20 protein-coding genes and 1 tRNA gene are annotated in these 15543 nt (G+C 66.7%); 12 read left to right on the forward strand and 9 right to left on the reverse strand.

Features of this window, described 5'->3' with window-relative positions; genetic code table 11:
* Positions 1-4: 4 nt before the first annotated feature.
* From VGU03_RS10725 to VGU03_RS10770, 10 genes are all read left to right on the forward strand, one after another.
* Positions 5-778 (forward strand): heme ABC transporter permease, encoded by a 774-nt coding sequence (locus VGU03_RS10725; protein ID WP_327480378.1) that lies wholly within the window; start codon positions 5-7, stop codon positions 776-778.
* Complete coding sequence (gene ccmD / locus VGU03_RS10730; RefSeq protein WP_327480379.1) at positions 775-969, forward strand: heme exporter protein CcmD; 195 nt, start codon at positions 775-777, stop codon at positions 967-969. The genes VGU03_RS10725 and ccmD overlap by 4 nt, the downstream gene beginning before the upstream one ends.
* A complete protein-coding gene (ccmE, locus tag VGU03_RS10735; RefSeq protein WP_327480380.1) occupies positions 966-1424 on the forward strand; it encodes a cytochrome c maturation protein CcmE in 459 nt (152 codons plus the stop codon). The genes ccmD and ccmE overlap by 4 nt, the downstream gene beginning before the upstream one ends.
* The gene (locus VGU03_RS10740; RefSeq protein WP_327480381.1) at positions 1421-3400 is read left to right on the forward strand and encodes a heme lyase CcmF/NrfE family subunit; all 1980 of its coding nucleotides are present in this window, start codon (positions 1421-1423) and stop codon (positions 3398-3400) included. The genes ccmE and VGU03_RS10740 overlap by 4 nt, the downstream gene beginning before the upstream one ends.
* Complete coding sequence (locus tag VGU03_RS10745) at positions 3397-3939, forward strand: DsbE family thiol:disulfide interchange protein (RefSeq protein ID WP_327480382.1); 543 nt, start codon at positions 3397-3399, stop codon at positions 3937-3939. The genes VGU03_RS10740 and VGU03_RS10745 overlap by 4 nt, the downstream gene beginning before the upstream one ends.
* On the forward strand, positions 3936-4397 hold the full coding sequence (locus VGU03_RS10750) for a cytochrome c-type biogenesis protein (protein ID WP_327480383.1): 462 nt from the start codon (positions 3936-3938) through the stop codon (positions 4395-4397). The genes VGU03_RS10745 and VGU03_RS10750 overlap by 4 nt, the downstream gene beginning before the upstream one ends.
* Positions 4394-5431, forward strand: a complete 1038-nt coding sequence (locus tag VGU03_RS10755) for a c-type cytochrome biogenesis protein CcmI/CycH (RefSeq protein WP_327480384.1) — start codon at positions 4394-4396, stop codon at positions 5429-5431. Before VGU03_RS10750 ends, VGU03_RS10755 begins: the two co-directional genes overlap by 4 nt.
* Positions 5428-6558, forward strand: coding sequence for a homoserine O-acetyltransferase MetX (metX, locus tag VGU03_RS10760; protein WP_327480385.1), 1131 nt, complete (start codon positions 5428-5430; stop codon positions 6556-6558). Before VGU03_RS10755 ends, metX begins: the two co-directional genes overlap by 4 nt.
* A 66-nt stretch (positions 6559-6624) precedes the next feature.
* Positions 6625-7203, forward strand: coding sequence for a cysteine dioxygenase family protein (locus VGU03_RS10765; RefSeq protein ID WP_327480386.1), 579 nt, complete (start codon positions 6625-6627; stop codon positions 7201-7203).
* A 24-nt stretch (positions 7204-7227) separates the two neighbouring features.
* Positions 7228-7313, forward strand: a tRNA-Leu gene (locus VGU03_RS10770).
* Positions 7314-7411: 98 nt separating this feature from the next.
* On the opposite strand, the gene VGU03_RS10775 is transcribed toward VGU03_RS10770, so the two are convergent.
* Positions 7412-7612 carry a hypothetical protein gene (locus VGU03_RS10775; protein ID WP_327480387.1) on the reverse strand — a complete coding sequence of 67 codons (201 nt, stop codon included), beginning with the start codon at positions 7610-7612 and terminating at the stop codon, positions 7412-7414.
* Between the two features lie 138 nt (positions 7613-7750).
* Here VGU03_RS10775 and VGU03_RS10780 point away from each other — a divergent pair, with 138 nt between their 5' ends.
* Positions 7751-7966 carry a hypothetical protein gene (locus tag VGU03_RS10780; RefSeq protein WP_327480388.1) on the forward strand — a complete coding sequence of 72 codons (216 nt, stop codon included), beginning with the start codon at positions 7751-7753 and terminating at the stop codon, positions 7964-7966.
* Here the strand turns inward: VGU03_RS10780 and VGU03_RS10785 are convergent.
* From VGU03_RS10785 to VGU03_RS10815, 7 genes are all read right to left on the reverse strand, one after another.
* Complete coding sequence (locus tag VGU03_RS10785) at positions 7963-8238, reverse strand: hypothetical protein (protein ID WP_327480389.1); 276 nt, start codon at positions 8236-8238, stop codon at positions 7963-7965. The genes VGU03_RS10780 and VGU03_RS10785 overlap by 4 nt on opposite strands.
* Positions 8239-8246: 8 nt before the next feature.
* Entirely contained in the window at positions 8247-9215 is a 969-nt protein-coding gene (locus tag VGU03_RS10790) for an SOS response-associated peptidase family protein (RefSeq protein WP_327480391.1), read from the reverse strand.
* Between the two features lie 188 nt (positions 9216-9403).
* A complete protein-coding gene (locus tag VGU03_RS10795) occupies positions 9404-10030 on the reverse strand; it encodes a hypothetical protein (RefSeq protein ID WP_327480393.1) in 627 nt (208 codons plus the stop codon).
* 3 nt (positions 10031-10033) lie between these two features.
* Positions 10034-11782, reverse strand: a complete 1749-nt coding sequence (locus VGU03_RS10800) for a hypothetical protein (protein ID WP_327480395.1) — start codon at positions 11780-11782, stop codon at positions 10034-10036.
* Between the two features lie 10 nt (positions 11783-11792).
* Positions 11793-12362: a DUF2612 domain-containing protein gene (locus VGU03_RS10805; RefSeq protein WP_327480397.1), complete on the reverse strand. Its 570-nt coding sequence runs from the start codon at positions 12360-12362 to the stop codon at positions 11793-11795.
* Between the two features lie 4 nt (positions 12363-12366).
* Complete coding sequence (locus VGU03_RS10810) at positions 12367-13584, reverse strand: baseplate J/gp47 family protein (RefSeq protein WP_327480399.1); 1218 nt, start codon at positions 13582-13584, stop codon at positions 12367-12369.
* Positions 13584-13937 (reverse strand): hypothetical protein, encoded by a 354-nt coding sequence (locus tag VGU03_RS10815; RefSeq protein ID WP_327480401.1) that lies wholly within the window; start codon positions 13935-13937, stop codon positions 13584-13586. The genes VGU03_RS10810 and VGU03_RS10815 overlap by 1 nt, the downstream gene beginning before the upstream one ends.
* Before the next feature lie 48 nt (positions 13938-13985).
* Here VGU03_RS10815 and VGU03_RS10820 point away from each other — a divergent pair, with 48 nt between their 5' ends.
* Positions 13986-14897 carry a hypothetical protein gene (locus tag VGU03_RS10820; protein ID WP_327480403.1) on the forward strand — a complete coding sequence of 304 codons (912 nt, stop codon included), beginning with the start codon at positions 13986-13988 and terminating at the stop codon, positions 14895-14897.
* Here the strand turns inward: VGU03_RS10820 and VGU03_RS10825 are convergent.
* Entirely contained in the window at positions 14894-15541 is a 648-nt protein-coding gene (locus VGU03_RS10825) for a Gp138 family membrane-puncturing spike protein (RefSeq protein WP_327480405.1), read from the reverse strand. The genes VGU03_RS10820 and VGU03_RS10825 overlap by 4 nt on opposite strands.
* Positions 15542-15543: the final 2 nt, after the last annotated feature.

The following is a 15543-nucleotide window of genomic DNA, read 5'->3' on the forward strand; positions in this document are numbered from 1 at the left end:
GACCATGTCCAAGTGGATCCCCCTCTGGTTGCACAAGCTCGGCTCGCCGCCGATCTTCTACCGCTTCGCCGGCACGCTCAGGCCCTGGTTCCTGGCGCTGGCGCTGATCGCCGGCGCGATCGGCCTGTACGGCGCCCTGGTGCTGGCGCCGGCCGATTACCAGCAGGGCGACGCCTACCGGATCATCTTCATCCACGTGCCCAGCGCCTGGATGGGCCTGTTCATCTATGGCGTGATGGCGGTCGCCTCGTTCATCGCGCTGGTCTGGCGGATCAAGCTGGCCGAGGCGGTGGCGATGGAATCGGCGCCGATCGGCGCGGCGTTCACCTTCATCACGCTGGTGACCGGCTCGCTGTGGGGCAAGCCGATGTGGGGCACCTGGTGGACCTGGGACGCGCGGCTGACCTCCGAGCTGGTGCTGCTGTTTCTCTACCTGGGCGTGATCGGGCTCTACCACGCCTTCGAAGATCGCCGCCAAGGCGCGCGCGCCGCGGCTTTCCTGGCCATCATCGGCATCATCAACGTGCCGATCGTGCATTTCTCGGTGAACTGGTGGAACACGCTGCACCAGGGCTCGACCGTGCGCATCCTGGGGCCGTCGAAGATCAGCGCCAGCATGCTGTGGCCGCTGCTGACCATGATGGCGGCGACCAAGCTCTACTACGTCGCCAGCCTGTTCGGCCGGGTACGTGCCGACCTCATCGAGCTCGAAGGCGGCAAGGACTGGGTGCGACGCCTCGCCACCGGGGAAAACATCCCGGAAGGGGAGCAGGCATGAGCCCGTTCTTCGCCATGGGCGGCTACGCGGCCTACGTCTGGCCGGCTTATGCCGTGTTCTTCCTGGTGCTCGTCGCCGATTTCGTTTCCCCGCTGCTGCGCCGCCGCCGCAACCTGCGCGAACTTCGCGCCCGGCTCGCGCGTCAAAGCGCGCGCCAGCAACGCACCGTCTCGCCTACCGTGAATCCATGAACCCTACCCGCAAACGCCGCCTGATCATCGTCCTGCTCGTGCTTGCCGCCGCGGCGGTCGCCGTCGGCCTGACCGTGTTCGCCCTGCAGCAGAACATGAACTACCTGTTCACTCCCAGCCAGGTCCGCACCGGCCAGGCCGAGGCGTACAAGACGTTCCGCCTGGGCGGCATGGTCAAGGCCGGCTCGATCGAACGCTCCAACGATTCGCTCAAGGTGGGCTTCACCGTGGTCGATGCCGGCGGCGCCATGCCGGTCGAGTACACCGGCATCCTTCCCGACCTGTTCCGCGACAACCAGTCGGTCATCGCTACCGGACACATGGATGGCGATCATTTCGTCGCCACCGAAGTGCTCGCCAAGCACGACGAGACCTATATGCCGAAGGAACTGAAGGACGCGATGGAGAAGGCACACCACGACAAGGCCGTGGCCGCCAGCGGGACGCCGCAATGACCCCGGAACTCGGCCAGCTTGCCTTGATCCTCGCCATGCTGCTCGCCCTGGTGCAGGGCGTGCTCCCGCTCATCGGCGCCTGGCGCGGCAACCGCGCGCTGATGGCGGTGGCGCGCCCGGCGGCGGCCGGCCAGGCGGTGTTCGTGGCGATGGCGTTCGGCCTGCTGGCGTGGGCGTTCCTGCGCTTCGACTTCTCGGTGCAGTACGTCGCCGACAACTCGAACCTTGCGTTGCCCTGGTACTACCGCATCGCCGCGGTGTGGGGTGCGCACGAGGGCTCGATGCTGCTGTGGGTGTTCATTCTCAACGTCTGGACGGTCGCGCTGGCCGCGTTCAGCCGCCAGCTGCCGGAAGAATTCCTGGCCCGCGTGCTGGGCGTGCTGGGCATCGTGGCGGTGGGTTTCCTGGCCTTCATCGTCTTCACCTCCAACCCGTTCACACGCCTGCTGCCGATGCCGCCGGACGGCGGCGACCTCAACCCGGTGCTGCAGGACCCGGGCATGACCTTCCATCCGCCCGTGCTGTACATGGGCTACGTGGGCTTTTCGGTGGCCTTCGCCTTCTCCATCGCCGCGCTGCTGGGCGGTGCGCTCGAGCAGGGCTGGGTGCGCTGGGCGCGGCCGTGGACCAACGCGGCCTGGGCCTTCCTCACCTGCGGCATCGTGGCCGGCAGCTGGTGGGCTTATGCGGAGCTCGGCTGGGGCGGCTGGTGGTTCTGGGATCCGGTGGAGAACGCGAGCTTCATGCCCTGGCTGGTGGGCGTGGCGCTGATCCACGCGCAGGCGGTGACCGAGAAGCGCGGCTCCCTGCGCGCCTGGACCATCCTCTTGTCGATCTTCGCCTTCTCGCTCTCGCTGCTGGGCACCTTCCTGGTGCGCTCGGGCGTGCTGACGAGCGTGCACGCGTTCGCCTCCGACCCGCGCCGCGGCCTGTACATCCTGGCCTTCCTCGCCGTCGTGATCGGCGGCTCGCTGCTGCTCTACGCGCTGCGGGCGCCCAAGGTGGCCGGCGGCAAGGCGTTCGGGCTGCTCTCGCGCGAGACGGTCATCCTGATCGCCAACCTGATGTTCACCGTGGCGGCGGCGATGGTGCTGCTGGGCACGCTGTTTCCGCTGCTGGGCGATGCGCTGAACCTGGGCAAGATCTCGGTGGGTCCGCCCTATTTCGGTTTCCTGTTCCCGCTGCTGATGCTGCCGGTGGTGCTGCTGTTGCCGTTCGGGCCGTTCCTGCGCTGGGGCAAGAGCGAGGCCGGCCCGCTGAAGAGCGTGCTGGCGAGGGTCAGCCTTGCGGCGGTGGCCTGCGCCATCGTGGCGGCGTTCTTCGTGCAGGGCCAGGCCAGGGCGATCGCCGGCGTGGCGGCGGCGGTGTGGTGCGGGCTCGGCACGCTGCTCTATGTCTACAAGCGTTGGCGCGAGATGCCGCGCGGCCGGCGCTATCCGGCCGAGATGGCCGGCATGCTGCTGGCGCATTTCGGCCTGGGCGTGTTCCTGGTCGGCGTGCTGCTGTCCGAATCGCTGAGCGTCACCCGCGACGTGCGCATGGCGCCGGGCGATACCCAGACCATCGGCGCCTACACCTTCCGCTTCGACGGCGTGCACGCCACCCGCGGCCCCAATTGGCATGCCGAACAGGGCACGGTCGCCGTGCTGCGCGACGGCCGCCAGATCGGCTTGATGCATCCGCAGAAGCGCACCTATCCGCGTGGCCAGGTGCAGACCGAATCGGCGATCGATCCGGGCGTCACCCGCGACCTCTACGTGGCGCTGGGCGAACCGATGGATCCGAACAAGCTCGAAGGCGCCTGGGCGCTGCGGCTCTACGCCAAGCCGTTCGTGCGCTGGATCTGGGCCGGCGGCCTGTTCATGATGCTGGGCGGCTTCGTCGCCGGTGCGGACCGGCGCTTCCGCCCCAAGCGTTCGGCTGCCGCCGTGGCGACGGCCGAACCGGCCCTGCCCGCGGCGGAGCGCGGCGCATGACCCGCTCGCTGCCGCTGGTCGGCTTTCTGCTGCTGGTCGCGCTGTTCGGTTTCGGCATCTGGTGGAACACCCAGCACGATCCGCGCGAGGTGCCCTCGCCGCTGATCGGCAAGAGCGCACCGGCGTTCGAGCTTCCATTGCTCGACGATCCCTCGCGCACGGCGAGCAAGGCCGCGATGCTGGGCAAGCCCTACCTGGTCAACGTGTTCGCCAGCTGGTGCATCGCCTGCGGCGAGGAACACCCCGTGCTGATGGCGCAGGGCCGCACGCTCGGTGTGCCGCTGATCGGCTACGACTACAAGGACGACCCGGCCGACGCCAAGGCGTGGCTGGCGCAACACGGCAACCCCTACGACCTGGTTGTCGCCGACCGCGAGGGTCGCACGGCGATCGACTTCGGCGTCTACGGCGCGCCGGAGAGCTTCCTGATCGATGCCAAGGGCGTCATCCGCTACAAGCACATCGGCCCGTTCACGCCCGAGGTCATCGAGCGCCAGCTCAAGCCGCTGATCGCCCAGCTCAAGCAGGAGGCGCCATGAACCGCGCGCTCCTCGGTGCGCTGGCGGCCCTCCTGCTGGCGTTCTGCTGCCTTGCCGCCGCCCAGGCGATCGACCCGCTGCCGTTCAAGGACCACGCGCAGGAAGTGCGTTTCCAGAACCTCACCCGCCAGCTGCGTTGCCTGGTCTGCCAGAACGAGGACCTGGCCGACTCCAATGCGGACCTCGCGCGCGACCTGCGCCACGAGGTGTTCGGGCTGATGCAGCAGGGCAAGAGCGACGATCAGATCAAGCAGTACCTGGTCGACCGCTACTCGGATTTCGTGCTTTACGACCCGCCGGTGAAGCGTTCGACCTGGTTGCTCTGGTTCGGGCCCGGCCTGTTCCTGCTCCTGGGCGCCGCGGTGGTGCTGGTGACGATCCGCAAGCGCAGCCGCGCCGCGCGCATCGACAGCCGGCTGATCGACAACGCCACGATCGAACAAGGGGACGACTGGTGAAGCTCGCGTTCTACCTGATCGCCGCCGTGATGATCGCGGCGGCGCTCGCCCTGCTGCTCTGGCCGCTGGTCCGGCACGGCCGGCGCCAGGGCCGTTCGGCGGGAATCTTCGCACTGGCGCTCGGCTTGGCCTTCGCCCTGCCGTTGGCGGCCGGCGGGCTGTACCTGCTGGTCGGAACACCGGTGGCGCTCGATGGCGTGCCCGCCGCGCAGCCCGCGCTGGACATCGACAAGGCCGTGGCCGAATTGCGCGACCACCTCAGGCAGCAGCCGGACGACCTGCAGGGCTGGATACTGCTGGCGCAGACCGAGGCCGCCATGCACCGGAACGCGCAGGCGCGTGATGCCTACGACCAGGCGCTGCGCATCGATCCGCACAACGGCACCGCCATGGTCGGCTGGGCCGAGGCCGATTCAATGGTGCGCTCCGACCACCGCATCGAGGGCCGCGCCCTCGAGCTGCTGGAACAGGCCGTGCAGGCCGACCCGGCCAACCAGCGTGGCCTGTGGCTGCTGGGCATCAGCCAGTTCCAGGGCGACGACTACGCCAAGGCAGCCGCCACCTGGCGCCGGCTCCTGCCGTTGCTCGAACCCGGCTCGACCGTGGCCAAGGCGGTGACCGAGCAGATCGCGGTGGCCGAGGCGCGCGCCGGTGGCGCGTCGGCATCCGACCCGGCGTCCCTCAGCGGGCCGCGACTGGCCGTGCAGGTCGAGCTGGCACCCGCCCTGCGCGACAGGCTCGAACCCGGCGCCGCATTGTTCGTGTACGCGCGCGCCGAATCCGGCCCGCCGATGCCGCTGGCGGTCGCCCGGCTGGATGCCGGCAAGCTGCCCGCCCACGTGGTCCTGACCGACGCCATGGCGATGGCGCCGCAGTTCAAGCTGTCCTCCGCCGACAAGGTCTTCGTCGGCGCGCGCATCAGCGCCAGCGGCCAGGCCACCGCCCAGCCGGGCGACCTGGAAGGCGACGCGGGCGTGGTGCCGGTCGACCGCACCGAGCCGGTCCACATCGTCATCGACAAGGTTCGCCCATGAGCACGGAAGCCCGCGACGCCCGCCGTTACCACGCTCTGCCATCGCCCTTCGCGATGAAGCGCGGCGGCCAGCTGCACGGCGCGCGGGTGGCCTACGAAACCTGGGGGCGGCTGAGCGCGGCGCGCGACAATGCGGTGCTGATCCTCACCGGCCTCTCGCCCAGCGCGCACGCCGCCTCCTGCGAAAAGGACCCGTCGCCCGGCTGGTGGGAAGGCATGCTCGGTCCCGGCAAGGCGATCGATACCGACCGCTGGTTCGTGATCTGCGTGAACTCGCTGGGCAGCGACAAGGGCTCCACCTGTCCGGCCTCGATCGACCCGACGACCGGCCGTCCCTACCGCCTGGGTTTCCCCGAGCTGGCGCTGGAAGACGTCGCCAACGCCGCCTACGAGGTGGTGCGTCACGGCCTGGGCATCGAGCGCCTGGCCTGCCTGATCGGCTGCTCGATGGGCGGCATGGGCGCGCTCGCCTACATGCTGCTGCACCCGGGCAGCGTACGCGCCCACATCAGCGTGGATACCGCGCCGCAGGCGCAGCCCTTCGCCATCGCCATCCGCTCGCTGCAGCGCGAGGCGATCCGGCTCGACCCGCAATGGAACGGCGGCGACTACGACCTCGGCGAGGGCCCCGGCGGCCGCTACCCCGAAATGGGCATGAGCATCGCGCGCAAGCTGGGCGTGATCACCTACCGATCGGCGATGGAATGGAACGGCCGCTTCGCGCGCATCCGGCTGGACCCCGAGAAGCGCGAGGATGAGCCCTTCGGCTTCGAGTTCCAGGTCGAGTCCTACCTGCAGGGCCACGCGCAGCGCTTCGTGCGCAGCTTCGACCCCAACTGCTATCTCTATCTTTCGCGCGCCAGCGATTGGTTCGACATCGGCGAATACGGCGGCGGCGACATCATGGAAGGCCTCAAGCGCATACGCATCGAGCGCGCGCTGGTGATCGGCGTGAGCACCGACATCCTGTTCCCGCTGGAGCAGCAGGAGCAGATCGCCACCGGCCTGTCCGCCGCGGGCGCCCAGGTCGACTTCGTGGCGCTGGACTCCCCGCAGGGCCACGACGCCTTCCTGGTCGACATCCCCAACTACAGCCGCGCCATCGGCGGCTTCCTGGCCGGCTTGTAAACGGTCGGCGTCCCCGCAAACACGGGTGCGCTAAACTCGGCGTGAAGCTGCACCTGCGAGAACGCCATGCTCACCACCGAATTCCCCGGCTGCCGCGAACTGATCGGCGCCATCGACCAGGCGGTCGCCCACGCCACCACCTTCGCCATCACCGACAGCCTGCGCAACAGCCTCTGCAAGTTGATGCGCAGCGGCGCGGTCAAGCTGCCCGACTGCGTATTCGAGACCGCCGAAGGCCGTTACGCACGCCGTGAGCTCTACCGCAGCGAGAAGCACGGCTACTGCGTGGTGGCGATGACCTGGGGTCCGGGCCAGGGCACGCCGATCCACGACCACTGCGGCATGTGGTGCGTCGAGGGCGTCTGGAGCGGTGCGCTGGAGGTGGTGCAGTACGAGCGCCTGGCCGACGAGAATGGCCACTGCCGTTTCCAGCCGGTGGGCTCGATCCAGGCAGGCCCAGGCTCCGCCGGCAGCCTGATCCCGCCGCACGAGTACCACACCATCCGCAATCCCAGCGACGAAGCGATCGCGGTCAGCCTGCACATCTACTCGGGCAACATGACCCGCTGCGCCGTCTTCCAGCCGCTGCCCGAAGACGGCTACGAGCGCTGCGAGCGCCAGCTGGGGCTCGACCCGGTGCATTGAGCCGGGCATAATCGCCGCTCTTGTGCCGGTGTGGCGGAATGGTAGACGCGGCGGACTCAAAATCCGCTTCTGGCGACAGAGTGTAGGTTCGAGTCCTATCACCGGTACCAACGACTTAGGCCCCCTTGCGGGGCCTTTGTTTTGGTCCGCAATCCTGGCGTTGGTCCGCAAAAGCACTTATTCCACCGTCTCCCAATGCCTCGGCGCCCTATTTCTCCCGGGTCGATAAGTGGACGCCGCCGTAGGACTCCGGGGGCCCGTGCAACCGGTCTTCGCGCGATTTCATCCAGCGACCCGCATGCTTCCACGCCTGCTTGACGCTCGCCGCGTAGTACGGTCCGGGAGGATCGGCCCCGCGCAGGAAGGTCACGGCACAGCCGCCGCCGATCAGCTCCACGATGCGCACCACGGGCGTGTCTGCGTGGAGGTACCTCAGGTACCACACACCAGGCTCGCTGGGTTTGTTCTCGCAGATGACAGGCATGGCGCGAAGGTACGCGCGGCGCGTCTCACGGGCCGATCACCGCAGGCGTGCCACTACTGCGCCATGCCGTTCGACGAGCCGCCCCAACAGCCAGGTTACCCGCCCGATCCCGAGCCGATCTTCAGGGCGATCCGGGCGCACCTGCGCGCCTCCCGCGCGACGGGGTTCCTGCTGCACGACGAGGAAGGCGGCTACTACGTCGCCGTGGATACGACGCCCAAGGACATCGTCAGGCTCGCGTCGCCTGGGCAGATGACGCCCTACAAGGGCAAGGGCTAGCCGCCCTTCCTGTAGGCCTCGTTCGCGGCTTCTACGTCCATTTGCCCGTCGTCCGGATGGTGGAAGTAACCGGCATGGTCGGCGAACTCGTGGAACTGCATGGTGCACGCCTCGCAGCCGCAGTCGCCGGCGCAGCGGGCTTCGCACTCCACCGTGCACGTGCACGGCAGGTCCAGGTCAGGGTGCGCGCCTTCCTGCGAACGGTCAGGGAAGTATCCCTGGGTTTCGGGGTAGCGGCGCAGGCCTTCGGGGGTGGGAAATGGATAAATCATGGCGCCGATTATGCCGCCAGCTGGTGCGCGTAGTACGGCCGCGCCCGGTCGTCCAGGATGGCGTACAGGGCCTCGCGCGGCGCGATGGCGGGGTTGAGCCAGGCGTCCACATGCTCGGGCTTGATCGGCACGATGCAGCGGTCGTGGCCGGCCGCGGCCACTTCGGGCGGCGGCTCGTCGGTGATGGCTGCGAAGCTGAAGAGGTCGGCACCGTTGTCGGCGCTCTTGGACACGTTCCACAGGCAGGCCACCAGCATGTCCTGCGGCGGTTGGGGGTCGAAGGCCAGCACCACGTTCTCCTCCTTCTCACCCGCGGCGAGCTCCCTGCCCTCCATCCGATGGCGCGCCACGTTCTCGTAGAAGCGGGTGACGACCAGGATGCCGTGCCGGTAGCCGAAGAGCTGGTCCCAGGACTCCTCGAGCTTGTCCCGGCGCGCGTTGTAGGTCCCCGGGTACTTGCGCTCGACGACGGCGTTCCAGCCAGGCATGCGGCACTGGTAGCGCATCGGCACCACCACCCGCTGCCCGTCCTGCTCGATCATCACCGGCGCATAGGTGCCCGGGTAGATGCGCGCGTCCTGGTCCGCCGGCTCGCGACGCTCCAGGTCGGCCAGGTTGCGCTCGGCGGCCGCGATCTTGTTGCCGGCGATGCGCTTGTCTTCGGCGGCCTTCTTCGTCGGCTTAGCGCTGGCCAGCACGGCCTCGGCCTTGGCCAGTCGCGCATGCTGGGCGGTCAGCTCCTCTCGGTAGCGCTGCTCCTGCTCGCGATCACCCTCGGCCACCAGCTTGGCAAGCTCGAAGCCGGCCTCGCTTTCCGGGCGACGGAACGCATCGCGCATCGCCTTGGGGATCTTCGTCCAGCTGCCGTCGCGCTGGCGCTCCCAGAACAGCGCGACAAAGCGCTCCAGGCTGATCGTGGCGCCGAAGTGGCGCACGTACTTGGTGAAGTCGGCCTTGATCTGGGCGGAGTAGCACATAGCGGGCGCTCCCGGGCGGGCGCTCCAGCATAGGACAGGCCTGGTGAAGGCGCCCCGGTTATCGGCTGGCACCAGCAAGACTGCACGGCCGGCCGCCAGAACCCCGAGGCAAGGTGAAAGTAGCGCTTACAGGTTGCCGGGGATGTAGGCGGATGCCGACAGGGTTTGTCGGCAAGACTCCTCCCGCATCAGCCGGCCGCGCTGGTACTGAAAGTACAGGTGCTGGTACCGACCAGCGAGCCGTTGAAATACAGCTTCACGGCGATGGTGCCCCCGTTGGCCGCGTTAGTGTTGACGACCGTGGCGCTCGCGGAGCAGGCCGCGGAGCGGCTCGTGGTCAGCGCGACCACCGAGGGCGCGTCATTACCGTAAGTGTCCGAGCCGCCGTCGGGATCCGGCCCGTTTGCGAACCCCGTCATCACGTACTGCACGGTGTAGTTGCTGGCGGTACCGCCTGAAATCAGATAGCTCCCGCTGTCAAGCACGGCTCCGGTGTCATCTTTGACATTCCAGGTGCCGTCGTTGACCAGAGTCAAGGTCAATGTGGCAGTTCCGCGCCCACGATTGCGCGCATAGCGCTTCCCGTTGAACCCGAGGACATTGCTGATACCAGCAAAGATCGCGTTCAGATCGGTCCCGTTCTTGTAGATGCCAGTCGCCGCCGCCTGTACACCACCGGACACGTAAGGGGCGTAGATATTTGCCAAGTCGTTGCCGTTTTCGTAGATGCCGGTGGCTGATGCTTTCGCTCCGGATGCGTATAGGGCAAAGATTTGGTTCAGCGGAATGCCGCCCTTCTGGATGGGAGAGGTCATGGCTCAGAGCACCTTGGACAGCAGCCACACCAGCGCCAAGGCGCCGACCACCCAGCGCTCCGCGCGCCGGCCGGCCTGGATGCGATCAACCTCATTGGCCGCCCACAGGGCCATCTCGGTTGCTGCACCCGCGTAGTTCACGCTCAGCCGCTTGCCGTCCTTGTGGTCGAACTCGCCCACGTAGTCGCCGTGCGCTACCTTGCGCACTTCTTGGGCGACCAAGCCCTTGGATCGTTCTCCATTATCTTTAAGAGTGAAGTCGTAAAGGTCCAGCTCACGATGCAGTGGACGCGGCTGCACGCGGCCATGCACGGTTTTCAGGCGCAGATCGGAGCCCAGAAAATTACCCGTGCCGGAACATGTCAAGCCACTGCCGCTGATTGTCACCACATCTGAGCCGCCGATAATGAAGACGTGGTTGTTGCTGCTGCCGACGACGTAATTCAGTCGGCTGCTGGTGATGCCGAAGCCCATCACGCTGCCGTACAGCGAGATGCCATGTGATAAATCAGAGTTGCTGGAACCTATTCCAGAAAAACTGAGGCCGTCAGTAATTTGTCCGTTTCCGTTAAGGCGAATGCCACCTTTCACCCCGACCCACGGGGCAATGGTCATAGACTGGCCTGAATTGTTGGCGTTTCCATAGATCAACGCCACGTCGCCCGTCGCCGTCAGCGGGTTATAGGACCCGGCTGTAATGTTCGGAAGCATGAGCAGCGTTCGGCCGAGGCCGCCGCCTTGAACCGAGAGCGCTGCGGTGGAGCTCGCCACGGTGGCGCCATTGTCTGCTGACATGCCGCCATTGGCGGTGATGCTTCCAGTGGTGGTCACGCTGCCCGTTATCGTGCCGCCGCCCGTGCTGAACTTCCCGTCCAGCGCCGTCTGCAGGCCGTTCGTCTTGGCGATGGTGAGCGCACCGTCCGCGATGGCCGTGCTGAGCGTGACGTTGCCCGTACCGTCGAAGCTCTGGCCGGCGGCCGTGACTGGGCCGGTCAGGGTGAACGAGCGAGCGGTGGCCAGCTTGGTCGCTGCGACCGCCGTGCCATTGATGGGCAGGTACTGACCGGTCACCGAGGCGCTGGTCGCGTAGAAGTTCGTCCCGTCCGTATAGACGCCGATGGCATTGCCTTGCGGCACGGTCACGCCGGCCCCTGTTGCGCCGTTGACCGCCAGGGTGAAGCTGCCGGTGGTGTTGTTGGCGATGATCCAGGTGGCGCCCGCGCTCAGCGGGAGAACCACAGCCGCGTTCGCGCTCAGGGTGCCGGTCACGCTGATCACCTGCGCGGCCAGTTGCGCCGACGTCGGCGTGACGTTGCCGGAGGTGGCGGTGATCGAGGCGACGCCCGTGTTGGCGCGCACCGCCACCCAGCCTGCGGCGCCCGAGGCGTCCGGGTTGGTGCTGTTCTGGTCGACGGTGTTGAGCCACTGACCGGTGCCGGCTGCATTGAGCACGAGGGCTCCGGCCGGGTAGCCGCCGATCGAGGCGGCGAAGGTCGCGTTGAAGGGGTACTGGCCGCCGGCCTGCGCCCATTGCACCTGCGTGCTGAGCTGGTTGAGGATGCCGTTCATGTCCGCGCCGAAAGGCGGAATGCCGCCGGAGGCAATCGGCTGCATCGTCAGCGGAGGAAACCCGTCGGTCATCGATGCCGCGCCAGGCGTGGTGCCCTGCTGGGACGGCACCGGAATCGCGTTCTTGGTGCCGCTGTTGGCGAACGGGACGGTGGTCTGGGTCGGTGCGTTAATGGCTTTCATGGCTGTCCTGTTACGCGTTGACGGTAATCGTCACGCCCACGCCCGCCGGGCGCGGCATGAGGGCGGGGTTCTGGATGACGGAGGCTTCCCAGGGCTGGAGCGCGAAGTTGAAGACGTACTGCAGCTGCATCGGCCCGTTCTCGAGCACGTAGCAGCTGCCGCGGCCTGCGAAGAGGTACTGCAGCAGCGTGTTCATGCTGGGCGCGGTGAAGCTGGAGATGTTCGCCAGCGCCTTGGTCATGATCAGGACGCGGTAGGCGTCGTCCGCGAGCAGGTACGTGCTCGAGGTGGTCTTGCCGCTGTAGAACGGCGCCTGGTTGAACGGGTAGGAGCCCGGCGTGGCCTCCTTGAAACCCAGGTAGTCCGGCAGCGGCGTGATCGTGATCTGACGCGGGATGTTGACGATGCGTCCCCAGATATCCAGCCCGAAGCCCTGGGCCGTCCCCACGTTCCAGACGAAGTCGTAGAAGTGGTTGATGTCGATCGCGGGGTCGATCCACGCGTTCATCGCCGCCACGATGCCGGTGATCCCGGGGCTGTTGGCGTACTGGCTGAGCAGCGTATCGGTCGGGTTCTGCATGGCGTCAGGTCAACGTCACGGTGATGTTCGAGGCGTTGAGCGTGGGCAGCTGGTCGATGCCCACCGCGAGGGAGCTGGTCGTGGGGCTCGCGGTCGACCCGATGGTCACGGAGAGGATCTGGACGTGCGGGTCCACGCCGGAGATGCCGGCGAAGTAGCGACCGGCGTACAGCGTGGCGCCGATGCGCGCACGCGTCCCGCCATCCTGGCCATTGAACGCAGCCAGCACCGCGTTCTGGATCAGTTGCGTCACGTTGGACGGCAGCGCCGGGTTGTTGACCAAGTTGACCGCGATGTAGACGTTGATCGAGGCCGGCACCTCCCACTTCACCGCGTAGGTCGGATAGGGGGTGATGCCCTGCGACTCGTCGGTGTAGGTATAGGTCGTGTTGCCGTTGTAGCTGCAGCCGAGGGATTTCTTCGACCAGATCGCTTTGGCGATGGCGGCCGGATCGCCACCGGCGACGGCCACGTAGATCGAATTGGCCGCGACCGGGTAGTTGGTCGATCCGGTATTGACCGCGGCGTTCGTCGAGTTGTCGATGACATAGGCGTCGACCACGTTGGGCACGGCCAGGACGGCGGCATAGACCGCCTGGGTCGAATTGACGGCGTTGGCGGCGACCGAGTTCTGCCGGCGAAACTCGAAGTCGGACCGGGACTCCTCGTTGACGCCCGGCGTGCCGGCGGTGGGGTTGCTGACCGACTCCCAGCCGGTGACCGCCCGATAGATCGAGTTGAGCGCACCGATCGGGCAGGCAATGGGGCCGGTGGTCAGGCACTGGAACGGCACCGCGATGCTGCCACCGGCCGGGATGGTGGCTGCCGAGAGGCTGGCGTACTGGTAGCCGTTGGCGTCCTGCACGATCGAGCCGACGGGAATCACCGTTCCAGCCAGGCCCGTACAGGTGCCGGTGACCAGCGTGCCGGAGGCGGCGATGCGGTTGATGAAGTAAATCCGACCGATCGCATCCTGGAAGCGGCCATCGGCGGTGTCGGGATTGACCTGGTTGACGATGGTCGCGATCTGGTCGTTCTTGTCACCGATGATCGCGGCGAAGGACTGCGCCAGCTGGCCCTGGGGTGAGGTGAGCGAGGTCGACATGCCGCCGCCGAAGGCGCTGTTCATGTCGGCCAGCACGCCGGCCACGATGTCCGCTTCCTGCGGCAGCGTGATGCCAGTCGAGCCGAAGGTGATGTCCGGAACGTTGGTGGTGCTCATCAGAAGTTCACCGTGATCGGCGTGGAGTTGAAGGTGCTGGTGACGTACACGGTCCCGGTCAGCCGTCGGTTGGTGAGTGCCAGCTGAGCGACGGAGGCGGACAGGACCTGCGCGATACCGAGCGCGGCCGCTTCGATGTAGCCTTTGAGCAGCGAGAACGGGGGGCGCTGGCCGAGGATGGTCTGGAAGTACGGCAGGCCCAGCGTGGTGTCGTACCAGCACTCCCCCAGGAAGGTGCGTATGGCGCTGGCGACGTCCTGAGCGATGGACAGATCCGGCGTGGCGAGGTTGAGGTTCCCGTTGGAATCCAACTGCAGATCCCACGTCGCGGTGTTGAGGGGTAGCGTCAGCATGGGTTGTCCACATGAAAAACCCCGCCGGAGCGGGGTATGGGGGTCAGGATGAAAGTTCTTTTGGCAATGGCTGCCCTGCTAATCGCGGGAGCCTCTTTCCCTGCAACTGCTCGCGAGGCATCGCCCAACATCACGACGAAATCGACATGCGATAGCTATCAACGTCAGATCGATTTTTTTCGCACGCAGGGCAGCGACGATCTCGCCGGTGAGGCGCAAAAAAAGCTAGCAGCCTGCGAAAAGAGCGCCGCCGAAGATCAGTTGTTGATTTCCCAATACGCCAACGCCCATCCGAACGAACCTTGCCCGGCGCAACAAGTTGGCCTTGAGCGCGCGCAGGCTGCCGTCAACAAGAGCGGAACCCTCGCGGGCCGACTCTTTGGCGGTCCGTCATCCCTTTACAAGGCTTCCTTGGGTAGTGCCCGCCAGGCCCTTGCAGATTGCCAGCGCCAAGCTGCTTACGCATCGGCGCAAGACGCCCAGCGTGATGCCAATGAGAAACAGCGGATCGCCTATGAAGCCACTCCGGAAGGACAGGCGTTGATGAGGGCCAACGCGATAACCGACGGTCACGTCAACGTTGCAACCTTCACTCCGCGAACCATCGTTGGTGCAGCCGGGCATTGGCGAGATTTGGGTCTGACCGACGATGGGCACCACTATTACTCGGTCAGTCGCCAGGTTGGTGACGAGCGACGCCTGTTCCTCAAAAGCTTCACGCTGGATGCTGATGGAATGCCCGGAACGATCAACATCGTCCAAACGGCTTTCGTGTGTCGGTCTTCCGGCCCACTGCCCGCTGTAATGCGCATTGTTGACGGCTACGATTTCGATGGACGCACAGGCGACCCGATGGGTGCATCGTTGCCGGGTGCCTGGGGAACCTCCATTTCTGTCGAAGACGAAAGCGTGTTGCAATCAGCGGTTGAAACGTCCTGCGAGGCCGGCGCTCGCCATTAGGCCGTCGGCGGCCCCGACGTACCGCCGCCGGTCGAAACGCCAGAGTGCTTATGCGTCGAGAGCGCAATGCCGTTGCCCTTGACTTCGCCCGAGGCGGTGATAGTGCTGTTGGCCGTCACCGCTTGATCGAGCTGCGTCGTGCCGGTCACTTCGAGGTTGCCCTGTACCTTCACGTTCGGCGCCTGGATGGTGACCGTCTGCGGGGACAGCACCGTGATGCCGCTGGTGGTGAACTGCACGTATTGCTGCGGCGTGCCGTTGAGCATGCCGCCCAGGTACAAGCCATCGGATAGGCTGTGGCGACGCAGGGAACCTGGCACCCCCTGTGCCTTGGTGGCGATCACGGCCGAGAGGTCTCGGTCGGCGAACACCGCCACGCCGATGTCTCCGATCTGCGGGTCCAGAATCACCGCGTTCGTGCCGCCCTGGATGCGCATGTAGGGCAAGCCGTAGAGCACCGGCAGTGGGGTGACGTTCCCCTCCCCGTCGGTCTGGTTCACCAGCGGCTGCACGTCCATCGTGCCCACCGGCTCGACGCCGCCGGCGTTGCTCACGGCAAGGACTTTGACGAGGGTGGCGGTGCGAACCCGGCCGAGCATGCGCCGGATGACGAATTCAGCCGATGCCTTGGGATTGGAGGCCACGC

Origin of the sequence: Frateuria sp. (genome assembly GCF_035944355.1) — a bacterium.
In the GTDB taxonomy this organism is placed as follows: Bacteria; Pseudomonadota; Gammaproteobacteria; order Xanthomonadales; family Rhodanobacteraceae; genus Frateuria_A.

Coding starts and splice junctions, on each gene's coding strand:
- VGU03_RS10725 (WP_327480378.1), top strand. CDS start 5: ATGTCCAAGTGGATCCCCCTCTGGTTGCACAAGCTCGGCTCGCCGCCG.
- ccmD (WP_327480379.1), top strand. CDS start 775: ATGAGCCCGTTCTTCGCCATGGGCGGCTACGCGGCCTACGTCTGGCCG.
- ccmE (WP_327480380.1), top strand. CDS start 966: ATGAACCCTACCCGCAAACGCCGCCTGATCATCGTCCTGCTCGTGCTT.
- VGU03_RS10740 (WP_327480381.1), top strand. CDS start 1,421: ATGACCCCGGAACTCGGCCAGCTTGCCTTGATCCTCGCCATGCTGCTC.
- VGU03_RS10745 (WP_327480382.1), top strand. CDS start 3,397: ATGACCCGCTCGCTGCCGCTGGTCGGCTTTCTGCTGCTGGTCGCGCTG.
- VGU03_RS10750 (WP_327480383.1), top strand. CDS start 3,936: ATGAACCGCGCGCTCCTCGGTGCGCTGGCGGCCCTCCTGCTGGCGTTC.
- metX (WP_327480385.1), top strand. CDS start 5,428: ATGAGCACGGAAGCCCGCGACGCCCGCCGTTACCACGCTCTGCCATCG.
- VGU03_RS10765 (WP_327480386.1), top strand. CDS start 6,625: ATGCTCACCACCGAATTCCCCGGCTGCCGCGAACTGATCGGCGCCATC.
- VGU03_RS10780 (WP_327480388.1), top strand. CDS start 7,751: ATGCCGTTCGACGAGCCGCCCCAACAGCCAGGTTACCCGCCCGATCCC.
- VGU03_RS10785 (WP_327480389.1), bottom strand. CDS start 8,238: ATGATTTATCCATTTCCCACCCCCGAAGGCCTGCGCCGCTACCCCGAA.
- VGU03_RS10790 (WP_327480391.1), bottom strand. CDS start 9,215: ATGTGCTACTCCGCCCAGATCAAGGCCGACTTCACCAAGTACGTGCGC.
- VGU03_RS10795 (WP_327480393.1), bottom strand. CDS start 10,030: ATGACCTCTCCCATCCAGAAGGGCGGCATTCCGCTGAACCAAATCTTT.
- VGU03_RS10800 (WP_327480395.1), bottom strand. CDS start 11,782: ATGAAAGCCATTAACGCACCGACCCAGACCACCGTCCCGTTCGCCAAC.
- VGU03_RS10805 (WP_327480397.1), bottom strand. CDS start 12,362: ATGCAGAACCCGACCGATACGCTGCTCAGCCAGTACGCCAACAGCCCC.
- VGU03_RS10810 (WP_327480399.1), bottom strand. CDS start 13,584: ATGAGCACCACCAACGTTCCGGACATCACCTTCGGCTCGACTGGCATC.
- VGU03_RS10815 (WP_327480401.1), bottom strand. CDS start 13,937: ATGCTGACGCTACCCCTCAACACCGCGACGTGGGATCTGCAGTTGGAT.
- VGU03_RS10820 (WP_327480403.1), top strand. CDS start 13,986: ATGAAAGTTCTTTTGGCAATGGCTGCCCTGCTAATCGCGGGAGCCTCT.